This window comes from Maritimibacter sp. DP1N21-5, from assembly GCF_019218295.1.
Taxonomy (GTDB): Bacteria; Pseudomonadota; Alphaproteobacteria; order Rhodobacterales; family Rhodobacteraceae; genus Maritimibacter.
Genome location: NZ_JAHUZF010000006.1, coordinates 357,750 through 379,908 on the forward strand (window position 1 = coordinate 357,750; position 22,159 = coordinate 379,908).

Annotated in this window: 15 protein-coding genes and 1 tRNA gene; 14 read left to right on the plus strand and 2 right to left on the minus strand. The window is 66.5% G+C overall.

Features of this window, described 5'->3' with window-relative positions; genetic code table 11:
* The first annotated feature begins 461 nt into the window (after positions 1-461).
* On the plus strand, positions 462-1,529 hold the full coding sequence (locus tag KJP29_RS09395) for a Hint domain-containing protein (protein WP_218463316.1): 1,068 nt from the start codon (positions 462-464) through the stop codon (positions 1,527-1,529).
* A 207-nt stretch (positions 1,530-1,736) separates the two neighbouring features.
* Positions 1,737-2,672, plus strand: a complete 936-nt coding sequence (locus tag KJP29_RS09400; protein WP_218463317.1) for a DUF1176 domain-containing protein — start codon at positions 1,737-1,739, stop codon at positions 2,670-2,672.
* Here KJP29_RS09400 and KJP29_RS09405 read toward each other — a convergent pair.
* Positions 2,663-4,948, minus strand: coding sequence for an NADP-dependent malic enzyme (locus tag KJP29_RS09405; protein ID WP_218463318.1), 2,286 nt, complete (start codon positions 4,946-4,948; stop codon positions 2,663-2,665). The genes KJP29_RS09400 and KJP29_RS09405 overlap by 10 nt on opposite strands.
* Before the next feature lie 172 nt (positions 4,949-5,120).
* Between KJP29_RS09405 and KJP29_RS09410 the strand changes: the two genes are divergently transcribed.
* The 5 genes from KJP29_RS09410 (at position 5,121) to KJP29_RS09430 (ending at position 9,782) form a co-directional block, all read left to right on the plus strand.
* Complete coding sequence (locus tag KJP29_RS09410) at positions 5,121-5,501, plus strand: cytidine deaminase (protein ID WP_218464900.1); 381 nt, start codon at positions 5,121-5,123, stop codon at positions 5,499-5,501.
* Complete coding sequence (locus KJP29_RS09415) at positions 5,502-6,713, plus strand: phosphopentomutase (RefSeq protein WP_218463319.1); 1,212 nt, start codon at positions 5,502-5,504, stop codon at positions 6,711-6,713. It begins immediately after the preceding gene.
* Positions 6,710-7,711, plus strand: a complete 1,002-nt coding sequence (locus KJP29_RS09420; protein ID WP_218463320.1) for an adenosine deaminase — start codon at positions 6,710-6,712, stop codon at positions 7,709-7,711. The genes KJP29_RS09415 and KJP29_RS09420 overlap by 4 nt, the downstream gene beginning before the upstream one ends.
* Complete coding sequence (upp, locus tag KJP29_RS09425; protein ID WP_218463321.1) at positions 7,704-8,336, plus strand: uracil phosphoribosyltransferase; 633 nt, start codon at positions 7,704-7,706, stop codon at positions 8,334-8,336. The genes KJP29_RS09420 and upp overlap by 8 nt, the downstream gene beginning before the upstream one ends.
* A 99-nt stretch (positions 8,337-8,435) precedes the next feature.
* On the plus strand, positions 8,436-9,782 hold the full coding sequence (locus KJP29_RS09430; RefSeq protein ID WP_218463322.1) for a hypothetical protein: 1,347 nt from the start codon (positions 8,436-8,438) through the stop codon (positions 9,780-9,782).
* Positions 9,783-9,858: 76 nt separating this feature from the next.
* Here KJP29_RS09430 and KJP29_RS09435 read toward each other — a convergent pair whose 3' ends face one another.
* Positions 9,859-10,881, minus strand: coding sequence for a hypothetical protein (locus KJP29_RS09435; protein ID WP_218463323.1), 1,023 nt, complete (start codon positions 10,879-10,881; stop codon positions 9,859-9,861).
* Positions 10,882-11,063: 182 nt separating this feature from the next.
* Here KJP29_RS09435 and KJP29_RS09440 point away from each other — a divergent pair, with 182 nt between their 5' ends.
* The 7 genes from KJP29_RS09440 to KJP29_RS09470 all read left to right on the plus strand — a co-directional run bounded on the left by KJP29_RS09440 (position 11,064) and on the right by KJP29_RS09470 (position 22,147).
* Positions 11,064-12,356, plus strand: coding sequence for a homoserine dehydrogenase (locus KJP29_RS09440; RefSeq protein WP_218463324.1), 1,293 nt, complete (start codon positions 11,064-11,066; stop codon positions 12,354-12,356).
* Between the two features lie 121 nt (positions 12,357-12,477).
* Positions 12,478-12,750, plus strand: coding sequence for a VOC family protein (locus KJP29_RS09445; protein WP_255553523.1), 273 nt, complete (start codon positions 12,478-12,480; stop codon positions 12,748-12,750).
* Positions 12,751-12,882: 132 nt separating this feature from the next.
* Positions 12,883-13,860, plus strand: a complete 978-nt coding sequence (gene glpX, locus KJP29_RS09450) for a class II fructose-bisphosphatase (protein WP_218463325.1) — start codon at positions 12,883-12,885, stop codon at positions 13,858-13,860.
* 118 nt (positions 13,861-13,978) lie between these two features.
* A complete protein-coding gene (recJ, locus tag KJP29_RS09455; protein ID WP_218463326.1) occupies positions 13,979-15,727 on the plus strand; it encodes a single-stranded-DNA-specific exonuclease RecJ in 1,749 nt (582 codons plus the stop codon).
* A 219-nt stretch (positions 15,728-15,946) separates the two neighbouring features.
* Positions 15,947-16,021: transfer RNA gene (locus KJP29_RS09460), tRNA-Glu, on the plus strand.
* Between the two features lie 285 nt (positions 16,022-16,306).
* Positions 16,307-19,702 carry a DUF2126 domain-containing protein gene (locus KJP29_RS09465; RefSeq protein ID WP_218463327.1) on the plus strand — a complete coding sequence of 1,132 codons (3,396 nt, stop codon included), beginning with the start codon at positions 16,307-16,309 and terminating at the stop codon, positions 19,700-19,702.
* A 39-nt stretch (positions 19,703-19,741) separates the two neighbouring features.
* On the plus strand, positions 19,742-22,147 hold the full coding sequence (locus tag KJP29_RS09470; RefSeq protein ID WP_218463328.1) for a circularly permuted type 2 ATP-grasp protein: 2,406 nt from the start codon (positions 19,742-19,744) through the stop codon (positions 22,145-22,147).
* The last annotated feature ends 12 nt before the right edge of the window (positions 22,148-22,159 follow it).

Here is a 22,159-nt window from a genome sequence, read left to right on the forward strand (position 1 = left end):
CCGGCGTGCGGTACAGGGCGGGGAGGGGTTATGCGAGGCCACCCAGACCGGTTGGACGGGAAGAAATGCGAACAATCCTTCCGAACTGGAACGGGAGAAAAACGCTGGAACGGACTGGCCGCGCGTGATGCCGTGCAATCGTTCGGGCCAGACAGGCTTGGGGTGACAGGCTCCCGGTACGTTCGCGAGCCGCTATGTCCCGGCAGTCTTTACGCTCCTGAGTCCGTCGAGATGTCTAAAGTTGTATCCAAGATTGCCCTATTCTCGTCAAAGTGGATCCCATAATTTCCTCCTGTAGTTGTTTGACCATCACCGGCCCCATGCGCTGGCCCACCGTTTCCCGAACCCTGCCTGCCCGGACCCGTCGTGGTCGTAGGCCTGAAAGTAAAAGACAGCGCCGGTGCCGTCCGTGACAGTCGGCATCGAACGGGAGAGGTATCTTCCCGCGCGAAGGAGTTTTGATGTCCGATGTCGATATCACGGTGACGCCCTATGATGGGGCACTGCTAGCCGCCAACCTTCTAAGTTCCGCCCAGACCATTGTCTTGGGTGCATTCGGGCCCTCCGAACTTGGGACGCTTTCGGACTTGGACGGCTTCCTCTCGGATGCGGACGACGGGTCGACGACCTTCAACGGGGCACCGATCAACTACATCGGATCGGGGACCGCGACCCCCGGTGTGAACGTGCTGGGCCTGACGGTGCCGCTCGGCACGCCGCGCGATCTGGTCGTGTTCGAAGCCGCTGGACAGATCTATTTCCACTTTCCCGAAGGTCCTCCGGCGGCCACGGGAATGATCGCTCTGGTTGTCGATATCGACGCCACGCCCTACGAGGTCTTCACGCCCCTCTGTTTCGCCGCCGGCACAATGATCGCCACGCCGAAGGGCGAGCGACGCATCGAACGGCTGGACGCAGGGGACCTCGTCCTCGATGTGGAGGGCGAGGCACATGAGATCCTGTGGCGCGGGCATCGTAGCCTGACCATCCCCGAGGGACCGCTTCACGAAAAGTGGCTTCCGGTTCGGATCAGGGCCCATGCGCTTGGTCCGAACGTGCCCAGCCGCGACACGAGGCTGTCGCAACAGCACCGGGTGTTTCTGTCCCACCCCATCCTCGAACATCTGGCCGGGGTCGAAGCGGGCTTCGCGCGCGCCGTGCATCTGGTGAATGACCGCTCCGTGCGGCTGTGCCGGGGTCGCCGGGAGGTCGACTATCACCATATCCTTTGCGCCGAGCATGTCGCGCTTCTGGCCAACAACCTTCCGGCCGCGAGCCTGCTTCTGGCCGCCGGTGGACTGGCCGAGGAGGGCGAGATGTGGGGCGACGAGGCACAGAGTTTGCCTCCAGAGTTGCTCCTCGACAGCCTGTCTGGCATGGCGCCCTGTGCGCCGCTTCTGAAACGCGAGGTGACGGAGGAGCTGACCCAGCTTCTGGCAAACCGTTCGACCGTGCTTCCGGTCCTGTCGGGCCGCGCGGAGGGCGGGCCGAGGACCCCGCCATTCCCTCAAGGCGCCGGTCACGCCTGACCGCTTCGTCGAGCCGCGGGAACCGGCCCTGTGCCCGCATCGTTGCCAGACAGGCGGACAGGTGCGACACTTGGCCCATCGGACCCGAAAGACGCGCGGCGCGAGGAGGCGGCTTTGCGACAGGATCGGTCTTGGCGACAAAGGACGGAAACCTGCCGTGCCCACGGCGGGGCCTTTGTCCGCCGCTTGCCGACCTACGGTTCCTTGGTGCTCCTGACCCTTTCCACGCTGGCCCTTCCGGAAAACGCAAACGCGCAGGAATGGGCATATGAAACCTACCGCGACCGTGATTACGCGACTTCCTGCGGCGATGCCCTGTCAGGTGACATGGGGCTTCTGTGTTTTACCGTAGGCTGTGAAGCGGGTGGCTGGATGACCTTCTCGCTCAATGCGGCGACGGCCTTACCGGACCGGATCGACGTGACACTCAGCGTTGATGAAACCAAGCCGGAGACGCGGGCCTTCGCGCGGCGCAGCGTAGGAGGCGAGGATATTCCGGCCTACGGCGCGCGCGAGGCGGAGGACGTGGAGCTCATCGCGGCCCTGAAGTCGGGGAGCACGCTGGTCCTGACGCTGGGCGGCACGGTCGAGGCGGAACACCGCTTTTCACTGTCGGGAAGCAGCGCGGCGCTCGACCCGGTCGCGGAGGTCTGCGCCCTGCGTCCCGCACCGGTGGCCGACCCCCGGACGGTCGAACTGGTCCGGGCGCGGGGCGCCTGTGCCGACTTGCAGGGAAGCATGTCCGTCGAGCCGGAGTTCGCCCTGCGCGAGGATTTCAACGGCGACGGGGCGGAGGACGTCGCCTTCGATCTTGGCGCCGTCACCTGTTCGACCGCCGAGGATCTGTTCTGCGGGGCAGGGGGCTGCACCCATGTGATCTATCTCGCGCGTGAGGGCCTGTTCGACGAGGTCCTGCGCCGGCGGATGCTGCGGCTCGTCAATCCGCCGGACGCGGAGATTGCCGTTGAGGTCGAGGCGCAGGCCTGTGCGGAATTGGACGCCGAGGCGGGTGAGGCGGAGGTCGGGACCAACGAAGCCTGCGTCGAGCGGCTCACGCTGGACGCGGGCGAGGTGGCATTGGTCGCGCGCCTGTCGGGTCCGGCGGCGCGCGACTGGATGGAGGATCTGGCCGCTCAGCCGTAATGCGCGACGGGCGTCCCGGCGATGGCGGACATGTTCAGAAGCCCCCGCGCCGTGATCGAGGGCGTCACCACATGCGCCCGGTTGCCCATGCCCATGAGGATCGGTCCGACCTCGAGCCCGCCCGCCTTCATCTTCAACATGTTGCGCACACCCGACGCCGCATCGGTATTGGCGAAAACGAGCACGTTCGCGGGGCCGTCGAAACGCGCGCCGGGGAACATGCGCTCGCGGGTCGCCTCATCAAGCGCCGCGTCGATGTGCATCTCGCCTTCATAGGCAAATCCGCGCGGCTCGGCGTCGAGGATCTCGAGCGCGCCGCGCATGACCCTGCCCGTGGTGCAATCGAGGTTGCCGAACTGCGAATAGGAGCAAAGCGCGATCTTGGGCGCGAGGCCGAAGCGCTTCACGTGCCGCGCGGCACCGATCACCGTTTCCGCGATCTGGGCGGGGGTCGGCTCCGGATGCACATGGGTGTCGGCGATGAAGAGCGGCCCGTCCTGCAGGATCATCAGGCTCAGCGCGCCCACGGCATGGAAGTGCTCGGGTCCGCCACCCAGGATCTCGGTCACGTATTTCAGGTGCCACAGGAACTGGCCGAAGGTGCCGCAGATGAGGCTGTCGGCCTCGCCCCGGTGCACCATGACGGCGCCGATGGCCGTGGTGTTGGTGCGCATGACCGCACGCGCGATGTCGGGGGTGACCCCCCGCCGGGCCATGAGCCCGTGGTAGGTTTCCCAATAGTCGCGGTAGCGCGGATCGTTCTCGGGGTTCACCACCTCGAAGTCGGTGCCGAGCCGCAGGGGAAGGCCCGCGCGCGACAGGCGGTTTTCGATCACCTCGGGGCGACCGATGAGGATCGGACGATCCGTGGTTTCCTCGAGCATCGCATTGGCCGCGCGCAGGACGCGCTCGTCCTCGCCCTCGGCAAAGACGATCCGGCGCTCGGCAGTGGCGGCGGCTTCGAACACCGGGCGCATGATGAGGGCGGAGCGGAAGACGGAACTGTCGAGCTTGGCCTTGTAGGCCTTGAGGTCATCGAGCGGCCGGGTGGCGACGCCGGTCTCCATCGCCGCCTTGGCCACGGCCGAGGCGACCACGCCCATGAGGCGCGGATCGAAGGGTTTCGGGATCAGGTAGTCGGGTCCGAAGGACAGCTTTTCGCCGCGATAGGCGGCGGCGGCCTCGGCGCTCGTCGTGGCCCGGGCGAGGGCGGCGATGCCTTCGATACAGGCGATTTCCATTTCGTCGTTGATCTCGGTCGCGCCCACGTCGAGTGCGCCCCGGAAGATGAACGGGAAGCAGAGAACGTTGTTGACCTGGTTGGGGTAGTCCGAGCGCCCCGTCGCGATGATGGCATCGGGCGAAACCTCGCGGGCGAGGTCGGGGAGGATTTCCGGCGTCGGATTCGCGAGCGCGAAAACGATGGGGCGCGGGGCCATGCGTTTCACATGGTCCTGCGTGAGCACGCCGGGACCGGAGAGACCCAGGAACAGGTCCGCCCCGTCGATCACATCGTCCAAGGTGCGCAAATCGGTCGCCTGCGCGAACGCGGCCTTCTGCGGGTTCATGCTCGCCTCGCGGCCCTCATAGACCAGACCGTCGATGTCGCAGAGCCAGACGTTTTCGCGTTTCACGCCGAGTTTCAGGAGCATGTTGAGACAGGCAATACCGGCCGCGCCGCCCCCCGTCGAGACGACCTTGATGTCGCCAAAATCCTTGCCTGCCACGCGGATCGCATTCGTGGCGGCAGCGCCGACGACGATGGCCGTGCCGTGTTGGTCGTCGTGAAACACGGGGATGTTCATCCGCTCGCGGCAGATTTGTTCAACGATGAAACAATCGGGCGCCTTGATGTCTTCGAGGTTGATCGCGCCGAAGCTGGGCTCCATCGCGCAGATGATCTCTGCGAGCTTTTCCGGGTCCGGCTGGTCGAGTTCGATGTCGAAACAGTCGATGTTGGCGAACTTCTTGAAGAGCACCGCCTTGCCCTCCATCACCGGCTTGGACGCAAGCGCGCCGATGTTGCCAAGTCCAAGAACTGCGGTGCCGTTCGAGACCACAGCGACAAGGTTTCCGCGCGCGGTATAGCGGCTGGCGGAAGTGGGATCGGCCTTGATTTCAAGGCAGGCCTCCGCCACGCCGGGGGAGTAGGCCAAGGACAGGTCGCGTCCGTTGGCCATGGGCTTGGTCGGGCGGATTTCGAGTTTCCCGGGCTTCGGGTATTCATGGTAATCCAGCGCGGGGTGCCGGTTCGTGCCCGTGGTATCGGCCGACATGTCCTGTCCCTCCCAAGATGGTTTAACGTTAAACCATTTTCCGTCGCGCGGGGCATAGCCGATTTCGCGGCGTCAAGGCAAGGCAGGACTTGATTCGCCTTGCGGTCCCGCGCATTCCCGCCATTCTGGACCATAAGGTCAAACGGAGGCGGTGTTGACGCAAAAATCCCTCATGGAACTGGCGGTGGAGGCACGCGAGCGCGCCTATGCGCCCTATTCGAAGTTCAAGGTCGGCGCGGCGCTCCGGGCGGCCTCGGGCAAGGTCTATCAGGGGGTGAACGTCGAGAACGCGGCCTATCCTGAAGGCACCTGCGCCGAAGCGGGCGCGATCGCGGCGATGATCCTTGGCGGCGACACAGAGATTGCCGAGGTCGCGGTTGTGGGCGATGCCCCCGCGCCGGTGACGCCCTGCGGCGGGTGCCGGCAGAAGATCGCAGAGTTCGCGCCCAGGGGCGTGATCGTGACCATGGGCACGATGCAGGGTGGCGAGCTTGTGCAGCGGATCGAGGAGTTGATCCCCCACGCCTTTGCCGCCGCGCAGATGGAGAGCTGAATGGCACGCGCGTTCCTTGTCGTGCTGGACAGCGCCGGGATCGGCGGCGCGCCGGACGCGGCCAAGTTCTTTAACGACGGCACGCCCGACACCGGCGCGAATACCATCGGCCATATCGCCGAAGCCTGCGCCAAGGGCCGGGCGGAAGAAGGGCGGTCGGGCCCGCTCCGGGTGCCCAACCTCGACAGGCTGGGGCTTGGCATGGCCGTGAAGCTCGCCTCGGGCATGATCGCGCCGGGCCTCGGGGCCGAGCCAGCCGGCACCTGGGGGGCGGCGACCGAGATCTCGAAAGGCAAGGATACGCCCTCGGGTCATTGGGAGTTGGCCGGACTTCCCGTGCCCTTCGACTGGACCTATTTCCCGAACGAAGAGCCAGCCTTTCCCCCCGACGTGACGTCGGCGCTGATCGAGGCCGCCGGGACCGAGGGCATCCTCGGCAACAAGCACGCGAGCGGGACCGATGTGTTGGACGAACTCGGCGCCGAACACATGCGCACCGGCTGGCCGATCTGTTACACGAGCGCCGACTCCGTGCTCCAGATCGCGGCCCATGAAGAGGTCTTCGGGCGCGAGCGGCTTTATGCGCTGTGCGAAGCGATGGCCCCGATGCTTCACGGGAGGCGCGTGGGCCGGGTCATCGCGCGGCCCTTCGTGGGGAATGCCAGCACCGGCTTCGTGCGGACGAAATACCGCCGGGACTTTGCCCTGACCCCGCCGGAGCGCACGCTTCTGGACTGGGCATTCGATGCGGGGCGCCCGGTCCATGCGGTGGGCAAGATCGGCGACATCTTCGCGCATCGCGGCGTGACCGATAATGCCAAGGGCACCGACGAGGAACTGATGGAAGCGCTGGTGGCGCTGACCGAAACGGCGGAGGAGGGGAGCCTGACCTTCGCCAATTTCGTGGAGTTCGACAGCCAGTATGGACACCGGCGCGACGTGTCCGGCTATGCCAAACACCTCGAATGGTTCGATGCGCAACTGCCGCGGCTCTTCGAGCGGATGAAGGCCGGGGACATCATGATCTTCACGGCCGACCACGGCAACGATCCGACTTGGGTGGGCACCGACCACACGCGCGAACGGGTGCCCGTGCTGATCCACGGCAAGGGCGCGCGCAAGCTGGGGCTCGTCGGGTTTTCCTCGGTCGGGGCGAGCGTTGCGGCGCATCTGGGGCTCGATGAGCGCGGTGCCGGGAAGGCGTTCTTATGAACGAGGACCTGCACGACGCGCTGGCGCGGATGCCCAAGATCGAGCTGCACCACCACATCGAAGGCGCAGCGCCGCCGGACTTTGTGCGGCGCATGGCTTCGGAGAAACGCTTGGACGTTTCGAACATTTTCGATGCAGAAGGTGCCTATTGCTACCGGGATTTCTTGCAGTTTCTCGATGTGTACGAACAAGCGACGCAGCCTCTTACCTCGCCGGACGATTACCGGCGGCTGACGCGGGCCGTGCTGGAAGAAGCGCGGGAGCGCAATGTCATCTATCTCGAGAGCTTCGTGTCACCCGCGTTCTGCGGCGGCTATGACGTGGTGGCCTGGAAAGAATATCTGCACGCGATCCGCGAAGGCGCCGCGGAAGTGCCGGGGATCGCCTTCCGGGTGATCGCCACGGCGGTGCGTCATTTCGGACCTGATGCCGCAAAGGCCAGCGCCGTCTGCGCGCAGGAGACGGCAGGGGATCATACGGTGGGCTTCGGCATCGGCGGAGACGAAAACTTCATGACGCCGCGCGACTTCGCCTATGCCTTCGACGCGGCACGCGAGGCGGGGCTTCGTTTGACAGCCCACGCCGGTGAATGGGGCGGTGCCAAGTCGGTGCGCGAGGCCATCGAGGCCTGGGGGATCGAGCGCGTGGGCCATGGCGTGCAGGCCATCGACGACCCGTCGCTCGTCGACTACCTCGCTGCGAGCGGCATCGTCCTCGAGGTCTGTCCCGGCTCGAACGTGGCGCTGGGGGTCTACCCGAGCGTCGCCGACCATCCCATCGCGAAGCTGCGCGAAGCGGGGGTCAGGGTCACGGTCTCGACCGACGATCCTCCCTTCTTCCACACCGACATGACGAAGGAATTCGTCGATCTGTCCGAGGCCTTCGGCTGGACGGTCGAGGATTTCGACGCGCTGAACCGGGTCGCGCTGGACGCGGCCTTTTGCGATGCGACGACGCGGGCGCATCTGAGAGACAGACTGGAGACATACGATGGATAACCACCTCACGATCGTGGATCACCCGCTGGTGCAGCACAAACTGTCGATCATGCGCGACAAGGACACGTCGACGGCGGGCTTCCGGCAGCTCTTGCGCGAGATCAGCCTGTTGCTGGCGTACGAGGTGACGCGCGAACTACCGATGACCACCAAGACCATCGACACGCCCCTGACCGAGATGGACGCGCCGATCCTCGCTGGCAAGAAACTTGCGCTGATTTCGATCCTGCGGGCAGGGAACGGGCTTCTGGACGGGGTGCTGGAGCTGATCCCCTCGGCGCGGGTCGGCTTCGTCGGGCTTTACCGCGATGAAGAGACGCTGAAGCCCGTGCAGTATTACTTCAAGGTGCCCAAGAACCTGGGCGACCGAATGGTGATCGCGGTCGACCCGATGCTCGCCACCGGCAATTCGAGTGCTGCGGCGATCGACCTTCTGAAAGAGGCGGGCGCCACGAACATCCGGTTCCTGTGCCTGCTCGCGGCCCCCGAGGGTGTCGCGCGGATGAAGGAGGCGCACCCGGACGTGCCGATCGTCACGGCTTCGCTCGACGAGAGGCTGAACGAGAAGGGCTATATCGTGCCCGGTCTGGGCGATGCGGGCGACCGGATGTTCGGAACGAAGTAGAGGTTTGCCGCATTTTATCAGGGGTTTGCGTGGATCGGCCCTTTACACGTTGTAGGGAAGGTCCCATGGTGAACCAGATATAGTGTTGGGGGACACTGAATGAAACTATTGACCACGCTGAGCACCCTCGCGATCGCTGCCACCTTCGCCACCGGTGCCACCGCCATTACACTCGATCAGGGCGCCAAGCCCAAGGAAACGCCGCCCGCGAGCTATCGGGGCGATGTCTATGTCGATAGCCGGGGCTGCGCCTATGCGCGGGCCAATATCGGGAGCCAGGTGAACTGGGTGCCGAGGCTGTCGTCGGGCAATCGCAACGAAGTCGTCTGCGGACTGTCGCCGACCTTCGCTGCGGGAACAACTCGTCCCGGCGCGGTCCCTGCGCCCATCGCGCCGCCGGCACCGGTGGCCGTAGCTGCCGCGCCGGCAGCCGCGCCCGCGCCGACATCAGCGGCCCCGGCTGCCGCTGCCCCGCTTGCCACACCGAGCCCGGCTCCGGCGCCTTCGGACGCCTCCGCCCCCCAGATGGCCGCCGCGACCACGACACGCCAGCCGGCCGCGCCGCTCTTCGGCAACCTGCCGACCCCAAGCCCGGCACCCGAACCTTCGGACCTCTCGGCAGGACGCAGCGAAGGGGCCGCGACGCAGGCCGCCTTCCGGCGTGCGCCGACCACACGGACGCTTGATGTCACCTGTCCGGCGACGGGCAATTCGGCACGTGTCATGATCGGCGGCAACCCGATCAACGTGAACTGCGGCGGGGTGATGACCCAGCCGCGCACCTATGCCGTGCGCCATACCGACGGCAACATGACCCAGATCGTTGCGCATCCCTCCGCCGTGACGGTCGCCGCGCCCGTCTATGCGGCCTATGGAGACACGGGCGCCTATCGCGCGGCGACGGTGAACGGCACGACCTATCGGATCGCTCCGCCGCAGAACCCCGCGCGGGTGCAGATCGGCGGCACAGGCAATGTGGCGACCTCGTCCGAGGTCGTGGTGCGCTCGGCCCTGCAGCCCGGCGGCGTCATGCGCCGCGACGCGACGCGCCCGGTGTCGGGCCGTCCGATGCCTGCAGGATCGCCCCCCGTGGCGAACCGGTCCTATACGGCGCCTTCGGCAGGCACGTCCTACGAAGCCTACCTGCAGGACAAGATCGTCGCGGGGGACGTGAACGCGCAGGGCGCGCTGGAACGCTACCGGGCCGAACAAGCCTCGGTCCGGCAGGTGGCGGTCCCTCAGCCCGCGACCCGCGTGCCGGTGAGCATGCCCGCGAGCAATCCGACGACCTATTCCTCGCGCGCGCCCCAGATCCCGGAAGGTTACCGCGCGGCCTGGGAGGATGACCGTCTGAACCCACATCGCGGGCCGCGTACCGTGCAGGGCGAATATGACATGCAGCAGGTCTGGTCGAACACCGTGCCACGGGTGCTGATTACCCAGTAAGCGGGCACAAGGCAGTCGAACCGAAAGAAGGCCCCGCTTCGGCGGGGTCTTTTCTTGTCCGTGCTGCGGGCGCGGATCAGTTGGTGCAGATACCTTGGATTGCCACCCAATCCGCATCGGGGATGAGCGGTGAGGCCTCGGAGATGGGCACGGGGTCGGCTTCGATCAGCGCGCGTGTCGTGTCGCCGTCGGGGTCGAGGGTGAGGGCATAGGGCGTGGCCCGAACGGCCATTTCATCGAAGCGGGCAAGGAGGGCTTTGTCGTCCACCGGCCTCGGGGGGGCGGTCAGTAGCGCTTGCGCGTAGTCGTCGAGCACCTCGTCCGAGACCTGTCCGCTGGTCAGCATGCGAACCGTCGCGAACAAGCCCGCATGGTCCAGTAGGTCGCGCATCGGGTCCTGCGTCTCGGCGCGGAGCCGTTCGGCGATAATGAAGCCTGCGGGCACGTCAGGCTCGGCGGCGTCTTCCACGAGGCGGCGGTTGATAAGAATGACCCCTCCCGGCAGATGCGCCGAGGTCTCGACCCCGGAGGGCACCACGAAGATCCGCCCGGGAACTTCGCCCAGCACGCGGCGCCCCAGCTTCGCGAGCGCGGTGCGCCCGGCCGCCTGGATGCAGGGTTCGCCCGCGAACTGCCGCACCCGCGACAGCATCCGGTCGCCCACGGCCTTGCGCGTCGCGTCGGGCAGGAGCGAGACGGTTTGGTCCGTGATCTTCGCGGGCAGCCAGAAGGCGGCGAGCGCCAGCAGCGCGAGCCCGCCCGTCGCGGTGAGGACGACCCGCAGCCGACCCTGACGCGGACGACGCCGGGCGATGGCACGGCGCACCTTCTCTATGGCCGCGATCATGTCGTCGTCGTCGATCTCGAGGCTTTCGACCTCGTCCGCCTCCTCAGAAGGCGCGTAGAGCGCGGGTCGCTTGGTCGGGTTGAGCCGGTGCACGGCTGGCAGCGACCAATGCGCGAGCGCGCGCTCGTTGCGATCCGCAATGGTGAGGGTCGCCTCGCCGATGGACACGATGACCTCGACGCGCTGCGCCTCGGGGCGCGCGCGCCAAAGGCCGGTCGCCTCCAATCGGTCGTATTCGGTGAGGGCCGTCATCGGCGCGGGGTCCCGTTACTGCTCGGTCTCGTTTTGATTGAGCGGACGATACAGGGGAAGCGCGGGCTTGGGAAGATAAGGGCTTGAAGAGGCAACAGACGCCGGAGCGGTCGCCGGAACCCGATTGCGGCGGGGCGGGGGTTTGGATAACAGGTGCGGGATTGTTTTCGACGGAGACACTTATGACGGATATCGCCCCCCTGCGCCTTGGGATTGCCGGTCTCGGCACCGTTGGCGTCGGCGTCGTGAAGATCGTGCGCAAGCACGCGAAGCTCATCGAAGAGCGGTGCGGGCGGCCGGTGACGATCACCGCCGTGGCGGCGCGCAACCGGGCCAAGGACCGTGGCGTGGACCTTTCGCCCTATGAGTGGGAAGACGATCCGGTGGCCCTGGCCGCCCGAGACGACGTCGATGTCTATGTCGAACTCATGGGCGGATCGGACGGCCCGGCAAAGGCCAGTGTCGAGGCGGCCATCGCGGCTGGCAAGCATGTGGTCACGGCGAACAAGGCGCTGCTTGCCCATCACGGACAGGCCATCGCGGAAGCCGCCGAGGCAGCCGGGATCGTGCTGCGGTTCGAGGCGGCGGTTGCCGGCGGTATCCCCGTCATCAAGGCGCTGACCGAGGGGCTCGCGGGCAACGAGATCACACGCGTCATGGGCGTCATGAACGGCACCTGCAACTATATCCTCACCCGGATGCAGGCGACCCGGCAGGGTTATGACGTGCTCTTCGACGAGGCCGCGAAGCTTGGCTACCTCGAAGCCGATCCGCAACTCGACGTGGGAGGGATCGACGCTGGACACAAGCTCTCGCTCCTCTCCGCCATCGCCTTTGGCACGCAGGTCAACTTCGACGCGGTCGAACTTGAAGGCATCACGCGGATCACGCTGGCGGATATCGAGCAGGCGGCGGACATGGGCTACCGGATCAAGCTTCTGGGCGTGGCGCAGACCACGGGCCGGGGGCTTGAGCAGCGGATGAGCCCTTGCCTTGTGCCCTCCAACAGCCCGCTGGGCCAGCTCGAGGGCGGCACCAACATGGTGGTGATCGAGGGTGACAGCGTGGGACAGATCGTCATGCGCGGCGCCGGTGCGGGCGAGGGGCCGACGGCGAGCGCGGTCATGGGCGACGTCATGGACATCGCGCGGGGGATCACGATTTCGACCTTCGGGAAACCCGCGACCAAACTTGCCCCGGCGGTGCCCGCCAAAGCGACGGTGCCGGCGGCGTTCTATCTGCGCATGACCCTTCAGGACAAACCGGGCGCACTGGCCAAGGTGGCACAGGTGCTCGGCGATGCGGGCGTTTCGATCAACCGGATGCGCCAGTATGGGCATGACGAAACCGTGGCACCGGTCATCATCGTCACCCACAAATGCTCCCGCGCCGCGATCGACCAGGCGCTGGCCGGGCTTGGCGGCACCGGCGTTGTCGCGGGCGAACCGGTGGCGATCCGGATCGAGGCGGTCTGATGCTGAGCCACGTCACGGTCGGGGTCATGGACTTCGACCGGGCGATGGCCTTCTACACGCCGCTCTCGGGCTTCGGCACCGGTTCACCGAGGATCAGGGCGGGCGACGCTGGGCGGGCTGGATGCCAGCCGAGGGCCTGCGCCCGCTCTTCATCGTGACGACGCCGCTCGACGGCGCGCAGGTGACGGGAAACGGAAAAATGATCGCCTTTCTGGCAGAGGACCGCGCCCTCGTGGACCAAGCGCACGCGCTTGCCCTCTCGCTGGGCGGAGTTGACGCGGGGCTGCCGGGCCTTCGTCCCGAGTATCACGCGGACTACTATGGGGCCTATGTCCGCGATCCCGACGGCAACAAGCTTTGCGTCGCCTGCCATGCGAAGGGGCAGGATGCCTAGGCACTGGCCGCAGGCGCCTCGCCAGACAATGGGCCGGCGCTCGTGTTTGCGCAAACCTTGCCCCCTGTGGCTTTCCCCCGTTTCCGCGTCCTGCTAGGGATTGGGCAACCATAATCCTGAGGGACGTTTTCCATGACCGCTTCACCAGTCGTCTTCGCTGACCGAATGCTCTCGCTGGGCCTCGCCCGGGTGTCGGAGGCCGCAGCGATGGCCTCGGCCAAGCTGATCGGGCGGGGGGACGAGAAGGCCGCCGACCAGGCTGCCGTGAACGCCATGCGCAATCAGCTCAACCTGCTCGATATCGCGGGCACGGTGGTGATCGGCGAAGGGGAGCGTGACGAGGCGCCGATGCTCTATATCGGCGAAGAGGTGGGCACCGGAAACGGGCCGGAAGTGGACATCGCGCTCGATCCGCTGGAAGGCACGACGCTTACCGCCAAGGACATGCCCAACGCGCTCACCGTCATCGCGATGGCGCCGCGCGGCACGCTCTTGCATGCGCCCGACGTCTATATGGACAAGCTTGCCATCGGGCCGGGCTACCCGAAGAACGTGGTGAGCCTCGAGATGTCGCCCGGCGAGCGGGTCAAGGCACTGGCCAAGGCCAAGGGCGTGGGCGCGGACGAGATCACCGTCTGCGTCTTGGAACGCCCCCGCCATGAGGAGATGATCGCGGAAATCCGGGCGACCGGCGCGGGCATCCGTCTGATCACCGACGGCGACGTGGCCGGCGTCATTCACTGCGCCGAGGCGACAACGGGCATCGACATGTACATGGGGTCGGGCGGGGCACCTGAGGGCGTGCTCGCGGCTTCGGCGCTCAAATGCATGGGCGGACAGATGTGGGGCCGGCTCACCTTCCGCAACGACGATGAACGGGGGCGCGCGGCCAAGGCCGGGATCAAGGATCTCGACCGGATCTATGCCCGCGACGAGATGGTGCAGGCCGACGTGATCTTTGCCGCGACCGGTGTGACCGATGGCTCGATCGTGCAGGGCATCCAGCGCGAACCCGGCTACCTTACGACCGAGACGATCCTGATGCGTTCGAAGACCGGGTCGGTGCGGCGGATGACCTACCGCAACCCGATCGAGCGCGTCGACGCCTGATCCCTGCGCGCGTGACACCAGAGGCCGGGCGCGTGGCGATGCGCCCGGTTTTTCTTTGCCCGCTGGCCGGCGACCAACCCGGCTTGCGAGCGCTGGACGAAGGCCCTATCCCTTTCGCATGTCTGCCTATCTGAACGTCGAAGAGAGCCTCACCGGTCGCCGCTGGACCGGTCCCGGTGTCGAACGCGAGCGCATGGCCGAGGCCCTGGCGCAGGCGACCGGTCTGGCCCCAGCCGTCTGCGCCGTTCTCGCCGCTCGGGGCGTTGCGGCAGAGGATTGCGCGGCCTTCCTCGCCCCGACCATCCGGGACACGCTCCCCGACCCGCGCGGACTGCGCGACATGGAGAAGGCCGCGACCCGGTTTCTGGCTGCCCTCGACGCGCGCGAGCGGATCGCGATCTTTGCCGACTACGATGTGGACGGCGGAAGCTCGGCGGCGCTGCTCATCGACTGGCTGCGGCAGATGGGGCGCGAGGCGACGCTCTACATTCCCGACCGGATCGACGAGGGATATGGCCCGAACATCCCGGCGATGGAGATGCTGGCCGCCCGCCATTCGCTCATCATCTGTGTGGATTGCGGGACGTTGTCGCATGAGCCCATCGCGGCGGCGGTCGCCAAGGGGGCGGATGTGATCGTGCTCGACCACCATCTGGGCGGCGAGACCCTGCCTCCGGCGCTCGCCGTCGTGAACCCGAACCGGCAGGACGAGGTCGACGCGCCGGGCTACCTTTGTGCCGCAGGGGTCGTGTTCCTGATGCTGGTCGAGGCCGGGCGGCAGTTGCGCGAGGCCGGCAAGCGCGGGCCCGATCTCATGGCGATGCTCGACCTCGTGGCGCTCGCTACCGTGGCCGATGTCGCACCACTTGTCGGCGCGAACCGGGCGCTGGTGGTGCAGGGGCTCAAGGTCATGGCGCGGCGGGCGCGGCCCGGGCTGGTCGCGCTGTCCGACGTGGCACGGATGAACGAGGCGCCGCGCCCCTATCATCTCGGCTTCCTTCTTGGCCCTCGCGTCAACGCAGGCGGGCGGATCGGGGCGGCGGACCTTGGCGCGCGGCTCCTGTCGACCACCGACCCGCAAGAGGCGATGGGGCTGGCCGCGAAACTCGACGCGCTCAATTCGGAACGGCGCGAGATCGAGGAACAGGTGCGCATCGCCGCGCTGGATCAGGCCGAGATGCGCGGCCTTGACGCGCCGCTCGTCTGGGCGGCGGGCGAGGGCTGGCACCCCGGTGTTGTCGGTATCGTCGCCTCAAGGCTCAAGGATTTCGCCCATCGCCCCGCCATCGTGATCGGCTTCGATGGCGACGAAGGGAAGGGATCGGGCCGCTCGATCTCGGGCGTGGACCTTGGCGCGTCGATCCAGAAACTGGCCGCCGAGGGGCTGATCGAGCGGGGCGGCGGGCACAAGATGGCAGCAGGCCTGTCGTTGTCACGTGCGCAGCTCGAGCCCGCGATGGCGCGGCTGGCCGAGTTGCTCGACCGTCAGGGCGCGGGGGCAGGGGGGCCACGCGCGCTCGCCGTCGATGCGCTCCTCATGCCCGGGGCCGCGACGGTAGACCTGATCGAGGCGATCGAAACCGCGGGGCCTTTCGGCGCTGGCGCACCCGGGCCGCGTGTGGCCTTTCCCGAGGTGAGCATCGGTTTTGCCAAGCGTGTGGGCGAGAAACATCTCAAGGTGAGCCTCGGCGACGGGCTCGGCGCGAAGCTCGAGGCCATCGCCTTCGGTGCCTTCGACAGCCCGCTCGGCGCGGCGCTCGAAGGCCACGGCGGTGCGCGTTTCCATCTGGCCGGACGGCTCGAGATCAATCACTGGAACGGCCGCGCGATCCCGCAACTCCGGCTCGAGGATGCCGCGCGCGCCTGAAGGTGTGGTGGACGGGCCGAGCCGGGGCGGACGAGTCGCCCCTGCCGCGCATGGCACGTGGTATGGAACGTGTTTCAAAGGACGGGACAGGACGAATGCCCTTGTTTGCAAGGGGTCCCGGCGCACCTTCCGGCGCTCGAGAAAAATTCTTCGCAATCCCGGTTTTTTCCTCTTGCTCTCCCGCCGCCGTTTTCTTAGAACCCGCCTCACGCCAAGCGCGGCCCGTTCGTCTATCGGTTAGGACGCCAGGTTTTCAACCTGGAAAGAGGGGTTCGATTCCCCTACGGGCTGCCATTTTCCCGCAGTATCGCCTTCCCATTCCCGCGTCTGCGGAACCGTCTTGCGTCGTCCCAAGGATCGTTCTGCGATGTCCGCGCAGCGGCGCCCGGCCGTCGCCGCCAAGTCGCGCGCTCATGCTGTCCCATCCGAAATATGTCGCAAAAAGAGGCAGTTGCGCACGCGTGCGGTGCGCTGCCCCTTTCAGCCCCGGACGCCCCGCCTCCGACTATTGTCTGGACTTTGGAAAGGTGAAACTCTGACCGGGACCCAGCGTGCGTTTCCCCAGACCGAAGAGAGCACATGTCCATCAACGCGGCCATCTACCACCTGACCCATTATGTCTACGACCGCCCGGTGCAACTGGGCCCGCAGCTCATTCGCCTGCGCCCCGCACCGCATTCCAGGACCCGGGTGATCTCGCATTCGCTCAAGGTCAGCCCCGGCGGTCATTTCGTGAACCACCAGCAGGACCCCTATGGCAACTGGCTGGCCCGGTTCGTGTTCCCGGAGCCCGTGCGCGAGTTCAAGATCGAGGTCGATCTGGTCGCCGATATGACCGTCTACAACCCCTTCGATTTCTTCGTGAACGAAGAGGCGCAGGAATGGCCGTTCGACTATCCCGACGAATTTCTCTCCGACCTGTCGATCTACCGCACGCCCGAGCCTCTTAGCCCGAAGGTGAAGGCCTTTGTCGACAGTATCGACAAGACGCCGCGGGGCACGGTGAACATGCTCGTCGACATCAATGCCCGGCTCGAGCAGGAGATCGGCTATGTCATCCGGATGGAGCCGGGGGTGCAGACGCCGGAAGAGACACTGACCCTCGCCAAGGGGTCCTGCCGCGACACCTCCTGGCTTCTGGTCAACGTGCTGCGGCATCTGGGTTTCGCCGCGCGGTTCTGTTCGGGCTATCTCATTCAGCTCAAGCCTGATCTCGTGTCGCTGGACGGGCCGGCGGGGACCGATCACGACTTCACCGACCTGCATGCCTGGTGCGAAGTGTTTCTGCCCGGCGCGGGCTGGATCGGGCTCGACCCGACCTCGGGGCTCCTGACCGGCGAGAGCCATATCCCCCTGTCAGCGACACCGCATTACCGCAACGCCGCCCCCATCGTGGGCGGCTATTCCGCCCCTGCGGACACCCAGACGACGTTTCACTTCGACATGAAGGTCAATCGCGTTTCCGAGCATCCGCGCATTACCAAGCCCTTCTCGGACGAGGCCTGGGAGGCGCTCGATGCGCTCGGTCACACGGTGGACGAAGCGCTCGCGAAACAGGACATGCGGCTGACTATGGGAGGCGAGCCCACCTTTGTCTCCATCGACGATTTCGAGAGCGACGAGTGGAACACCGCCGCCGTGGGGCCGACCAAGCGTGACCGGGCGGATGTCCTGATCCGCAAGCTGCGCGACCGCTTCGCGCCGGGCGGTTTCCTGCATTATGGGCAGGGCAAATGGTATCCGGGCGAAACCCTGCCGCGCTGGACCTTCTCGCTCTACTGGCGGCGCGACGGCAAGCCCGTGTGGTCCGACGAGACGCTGATCGCCGAAGAAGGGCAGGAGGGCGCGACGGGGGATCAGGCGAGCGCTTTCATGGAGCGCTTCGCCCAGAATCTCGGGATCGAGCCGGGCCACGTGCAACCGACCTATGAGGATCCGGCGGAGTGGATCCTCAAGGAAGCGGACCTTCCGCTCAACGTGACGCCGCGGGATTCCAAGCTCAAGGACCCGGAGACAAGGGCGCGGATCGCCAAGGTCTTCGCGCGCGGACTCGAAAACCCGGCGGGATTCGTCCTGCCGGTGCAGCGCTGGCAATCCAAGGCCACCGGCACCCGCTGGATGAGCGAGAAGTGGAAGACACGGCGCGGGCATTTGTTCCTCGTGCCCGGTGACAGTCCGGTGGGATTTCGTCTGCCGCTGGGCAGTCTGCCCCATATCTCGGCGGCTGATTACCCCTATATCAACGTGCAGGACCCGACCATCGCGCGCGCGCCGCTGCCCGACTATCACGCAAGCCGCGCCGCCGTGATCGCCGAGATCGACCGGATCGCACGCGAAGAGCTTTCCGCGCCGGAGGTGACCGAGACCCGGGAGCAGCCGGTGTCCGCGGTCAAGGAAGCCGAGGCGACCGAACATCAGGAGATCGTCGAGCAATACCTCGATGCGGGCGGCGGACGGGTGCGCACCGCCATCGCCTGCGAGCCGCGCGACGGGCGGCTGTGCCTTTTCATGCCGCCGGTCGAGGCGCTTGAGGATTATCTCGAGCTGATCGCGGTGGCCGAAGGGACGGCGAAATCCCTGAAGCTTCCGCTGCATATCGAAGGCTACACCCCGCCCGGTGACCCGCGGCTGAACGTGATCCGAGTGGCCCCCGACCCGGGGGTGATCGAGGTGAACATCCACCCGGCGACCAACTGGGCGGAATGCGTGGCGATTACCAACGGCGTCTACGAGGATGCCCGCCAGTCGCGGCTGGGTGCCGACAAGTTCATGATCGACGGCAAGCATACGGGCACCGGCGGCGGCAACCACGTCGTCGTCGGCGGCATGACCACGAACGACAGCCCCTTCCTGCGGCGACCCGACCTGCTCAAGTCGCTGATCCTGCACTGGCAGCGCCATCCCTCGATGTCGTATCTTTTCTCCGGTCTTTTCATCGGGCCGACGTCTCAAGCCCCCCGGATCGACGAGGCGCGGCATGATACGCTCTATGAACTCGAGATCGCGCTCGACCAGATCGGCGGGCCCGAGGACGGGCCGCCCGCGCTGCCCTGGCTGACGGACCGGCTCCTGCGCAACATCCTGATCGACGTCACGGGCAACACCCACCGGGCCGAGATCTGCATTGACAAGCTCTATTCGCCGGACGGACCCACCGGGCGGCTGGGGCTCGTTGAATTCCGGGGGTTCGAGATGCCGCCGGACGCCAAGATGAGCCTGGCCCAACAGGTGCTGATCCGGGCGCTTCTGGCCCGCTACGGGGACAAGCCCGCGACGGGCAAGCCGGTGCGTTGGGGCACGACGCTCCACGACCGGTTCATGCTGCCCTATTTCGTCTGGCAGGACTTCCTCGACGTGCTGCGCGACTTGTCGGCCCATGGCTTCGACATGCGGTCGGAGTGGTACGAGGCGCAGAAGGAGTTCCGCTTCCCCTTCGCGGGCGAGGTCGAATACGAGGGCGTGCATCTGGAACTCAGGCAGGCGCTCGAACCCTGGCACGTGCTGGGCGAGCGCGGGGCGATCGGTGGCACCGTGCGCTATACCGACAGCTCGGTGGAGCGGATGCAGGTGCAGCTGACGGCCACAGAACCTGGGCGCTACATCGTCACCTGCAACCAGCGCGCGCTGCCCCTGACCCGGACCGACCAAAGCGGGGTGAGCGTGGCGGGCGTGCGCTTCAAGGCCTGGCAACCGGCCGAGGCGCTTCACCCGGTCCTGCCGGTGAACGCGCCGCTCGTCTTTGACATTTTCGACACATGGACCGGCCGCGCGCTGGGCGGATGCACCTATCACGTGGCACATCCGGGCGGGCGCAGCTATGACACCTTCCCAGTGAACGGAAACGAAGCGGATGCGCGGCGGCTGGCCAGATTCGAGAAGCTCGGCCACACCCCGGGAACCTACTGGCCCGCGCCCGAGGTCCCGCATCCCGAGTTTCCGATGACGCTGGACTTGCGGCGCAGGTCCGGTCTCTAGTGGGCGGACCGACGCGGAATAGGGAGGGAGAAGACAGACATGCAAACCCTTCCGACCGCGCTGACGGATGAGGAGTTCGCGCGGCTCCTGGGCGATTACACCTGCCGAGAGGGCGTCGCGGACGAGTTGTTTCAGGCCGACGGCACCCTCAGGCCGGTCTGGCGTCCGCTCCTCAAGGCGATTGCCGAGATGTCGGGCGAGGAACTCGACTTGTCGACGGCGCGGGCCGACCAGTATCTGCGCGATGCAGGCGTTTATTTCCGGCAGTATGGCAAGACGGGCTCCGCTGAACGTGACTGGCCCCTGTCGCATCTGCCGCTCGTGCTCGACGGCGAAGAATGGCGCGGGATCGAGACGGCGCTGATCGAGCGCGCCGAATTGCTCGAAGCGATGATGGCCGACATCTATGGCGAGGGGCGACTGGTCGCGGATGGCCTCCTGCCGCCCTCCATGCTCGCCTCGAACCCGGAGTGGCTTCGGCCCATGGTCGGTGTCCGGCCGCGCGGCGGGTATTTCCTGCATCATGTCGCCTTCGATATCGGACGCGGACCAGGGGGCGACTGGTGGGTCATGGGCGACCGCACGCAGGCGCCATCGGGATCGGGTTTCGCGCTCGAGACCCGGATGGCCACCAACCGGGCCTTTTCCAAGATCATCCGGAAGGCCAATGTCAGGCGGCTCGCGAGTTTCTATCGCCATTTCCGCGATGCGCTTCAGGGCATGACGACAACGTCGTCAAGCCGGGTCGGCATCCTGACCCCCGGGCCGCTGAACGACACCTACTTCGAACACGCTTATATCGCACGCTACCTCGGGTTCTCGCTCATGCAAGGGAGCGACCTGACCGTGCAGGACGGCAAGCTCATGGTGCGCACCGTGAACGGGCTGAACCCGGTCGAGGTGCTCTGGCGGCGGATGGATTCGGGCTGGATCGACCCGCTCGAGCTTGAAGAAGGGTCGCAGATCGGCACCCCCGGCATGGTCGACGCGCTTCGCAATGAGGCGTTCACCATGGTCAACGCTTTGGGGTCCGGCGTGCTCGAGGCGCGCGCGATGATGGCTTTCACCCCGCGCATCGCCCGTCATATCCTGGGCCACCCCCTGACCATGCCGAACATCGCCACCTGGTGGTGCGGTGACGAGGCGGCGCGCGAGTACGCAATCAAGAACCTCGACCGCATGATCCTTGACGACGCCATGTCGACGCGGCTGCCCGCGGATCAAGGGCCGATGGCGGTTGTCGGCGGCACGACGACGGGCGGCAAGCCGGTCAACCCCGACTGGGTGCGCCAGAACGGCGCGCATCTCGCCGCACAGGAAAACCTGTCGCTTTCGACGGCCCCCGCGTTGGTCAAGGGCCGGCTCGAGGCGCGGCCCATGTCGCTGCGTGTCTTCCTCGCCCGCTCCATCGGCGGATGGCGGGTCATGCCCGGCGGCTTTGCCCGCATCGGATCGCCCGACACGGGGCACGACGTTGCGATGCAACGGGGCGGGTCGGTGGCCGATGTCTGGGTCGTCTCGGAGAGCCCTGCCGATGCCGACCGGGAAACGCTCTTGCCGGCTTCGGGCACCGCCTACAAGCGCTCGGACCTTGGGGTCTTGCCCTCGACCGCGGCCGACAACCTGCTGTGGCTCGGGCGCTATGTCGAACGGGTCGAGTTCAACATCCGGCTGATCCGCGCCTATCACCTGAGGCTGGCCGAAATGGGGACCGGGGAATACCCGATCACCGAATTCATCGCGAAACAATTGTCCTTCAGCGGGATTGATGCCGCCGAGCCGATCCCGCAGCAGCTGACTGCCGATCTCGCCGCCGCGCTCCGCTCGGCAGGGGCGGTCAGGGACCGCTTCTCGGTCGACGGCTGGAACGCGCTGGTCGACCTGCAACGCACGCTGGCCGATTTCGCCGAGCGTGTGTCGGCTGGGGACGACGCGGCGCGGGCCTATTCCGTGCTCCTGCGCAAGATCGTCGGGTTTTCGGGGCTCGTTCACGAGAACATGTATCGCTTCATGGGCTGGCGGTTCCTGAGCCTTGGGCGGGCCATCGAGCGAGGGCTCGACACGCTGTCGCTCGTGCGGGCCTGCGTGGACGCGAAAGCGCCAGCGGGTGCCTTCGACCTTGCCATCGAGGTCGGCGACAGCGTCATGACCCACCGCCGCCGCTATACGGTCGAGACCGACCGGCGCACGGTGATCGAGCTTTTGCTTCTGGACGACATGAACCCCCGGTCCGTGCATCTGCAATTCGAGGCGCTCAGGGAACATGCCGACTATCTTCCGCACCCCGAGGATGACCGGATGACGCCGTTTCAGGTGCGTGTGGTCGAACTCGTTACCCGGCTCGCCTCGGTCCGGGCCGAGGACGTGACCGACCGGACGCTCGACCGCCTGATCCGCGACAGCAGCCAGCTCCACATGCTGCTCGACGCGAATTACCTTCACTGACATCGTGATTTC

Excerpts from the sequence above, each read along its gene's own strand:
- KJP29_RS09415 (WP_218463319.1), top strand. The coding sequence starts at position 5,502 with ATGGCACGCGCGTTCCTTGTCGTGCTGGACAGCGCCGGGATCGGCGGC.
- KJP29_RS09445 (WP_255553523.1), top strand. The coding sequence starts at position 12,478 with ATGCCAGCCGAGGGCCTGCGCCCGCTCTTCATCGTGACGACGCCGCTC.
- KJP29_RS09430 (WP_218463322.1), top strand. The coding sequence starts at position 8,436 with ATGAAACTATTGACCACGCTGAGCACCCTCGCGATCGCTGCCACCTTC.
- KJP29_RS09470 (WP_218463328.1), top strand. The coding sequence starts at position 19,742 with ATGCAAACCCTTCCGACCGCGCTGACGGATGAGGAGTTCGCGCGGCTC.
- upp (WP_218463321.1), top strand. The coding sequence starts at position 7,704 with ATGGATAACCACCTCACGATCGTGGATCACCCGCTGGTGCAGCACAAA.
- KJP29_RS09465 (WP_218463327.1), top strand. The coding sequence starts at position 16,307 with ATGTCCATCAACGCGGCCATCTACCACCTGACCCATTATGTCTACGAC.
- glpX (WP_218463325.1), top strand. The coding sequence starts at position 12,883 with ATGACCGCTTCACCAGTCGTCTTCGCTGACCGAATGCTCTCGCTGGGC.
- recJ (WP_218463326.1), top strand. The coding sequence starts at position 13,979 with ATGTCTGCCTATCTGAACGTCGAAGAGAGCCTCACCGGTCGCCGCTGG.
- KJP29_RS09405 (WP_218463318.1), bottom strand. The coding sequence starts at position 4,948 with ATGTCGGCCGATACCACGGGCACGAACCGGCACCCCGCGCTGGATTAC.
- KJP29_RS09410 (WP_218464900.1), top strand. The coding sequence starts at position 5,121 with ATGGAACTGGCGGTGGAGGCACGCGAGCGCGCCTATGCGCCCTATTCG.
- KJP29_RS09395 (WP_218463316.1), top strand. The coding sequence starts at position 462 with ATGTCCGATGTCGATATCACGGTGACGCCCTATGATGGGGCACTGCTA.
- KJP29_RS09420 (WP_218463320.1), top strand. The coding sequence starts at position 6,710 with ATGAACGAGGACCTGCACGACGCGCTGGCGCGGATGCCCAAGATCGAG.
- KJP29_RS09440 (WP_218463324.1), top strand. The coding sequence starts at position 11,064 with ATGACGGATATCGCCCCCCTGCGCCTTGGGATTGCCGGTCTCGGCACC.
- KJP29_RS09435 (WP_218463323.1), bottom strand. The coding sequence starts at position 10,881 with ATGACGGCCCTCACCGAATACGACCGATTGGAGGCGACCGGCCTTTGG.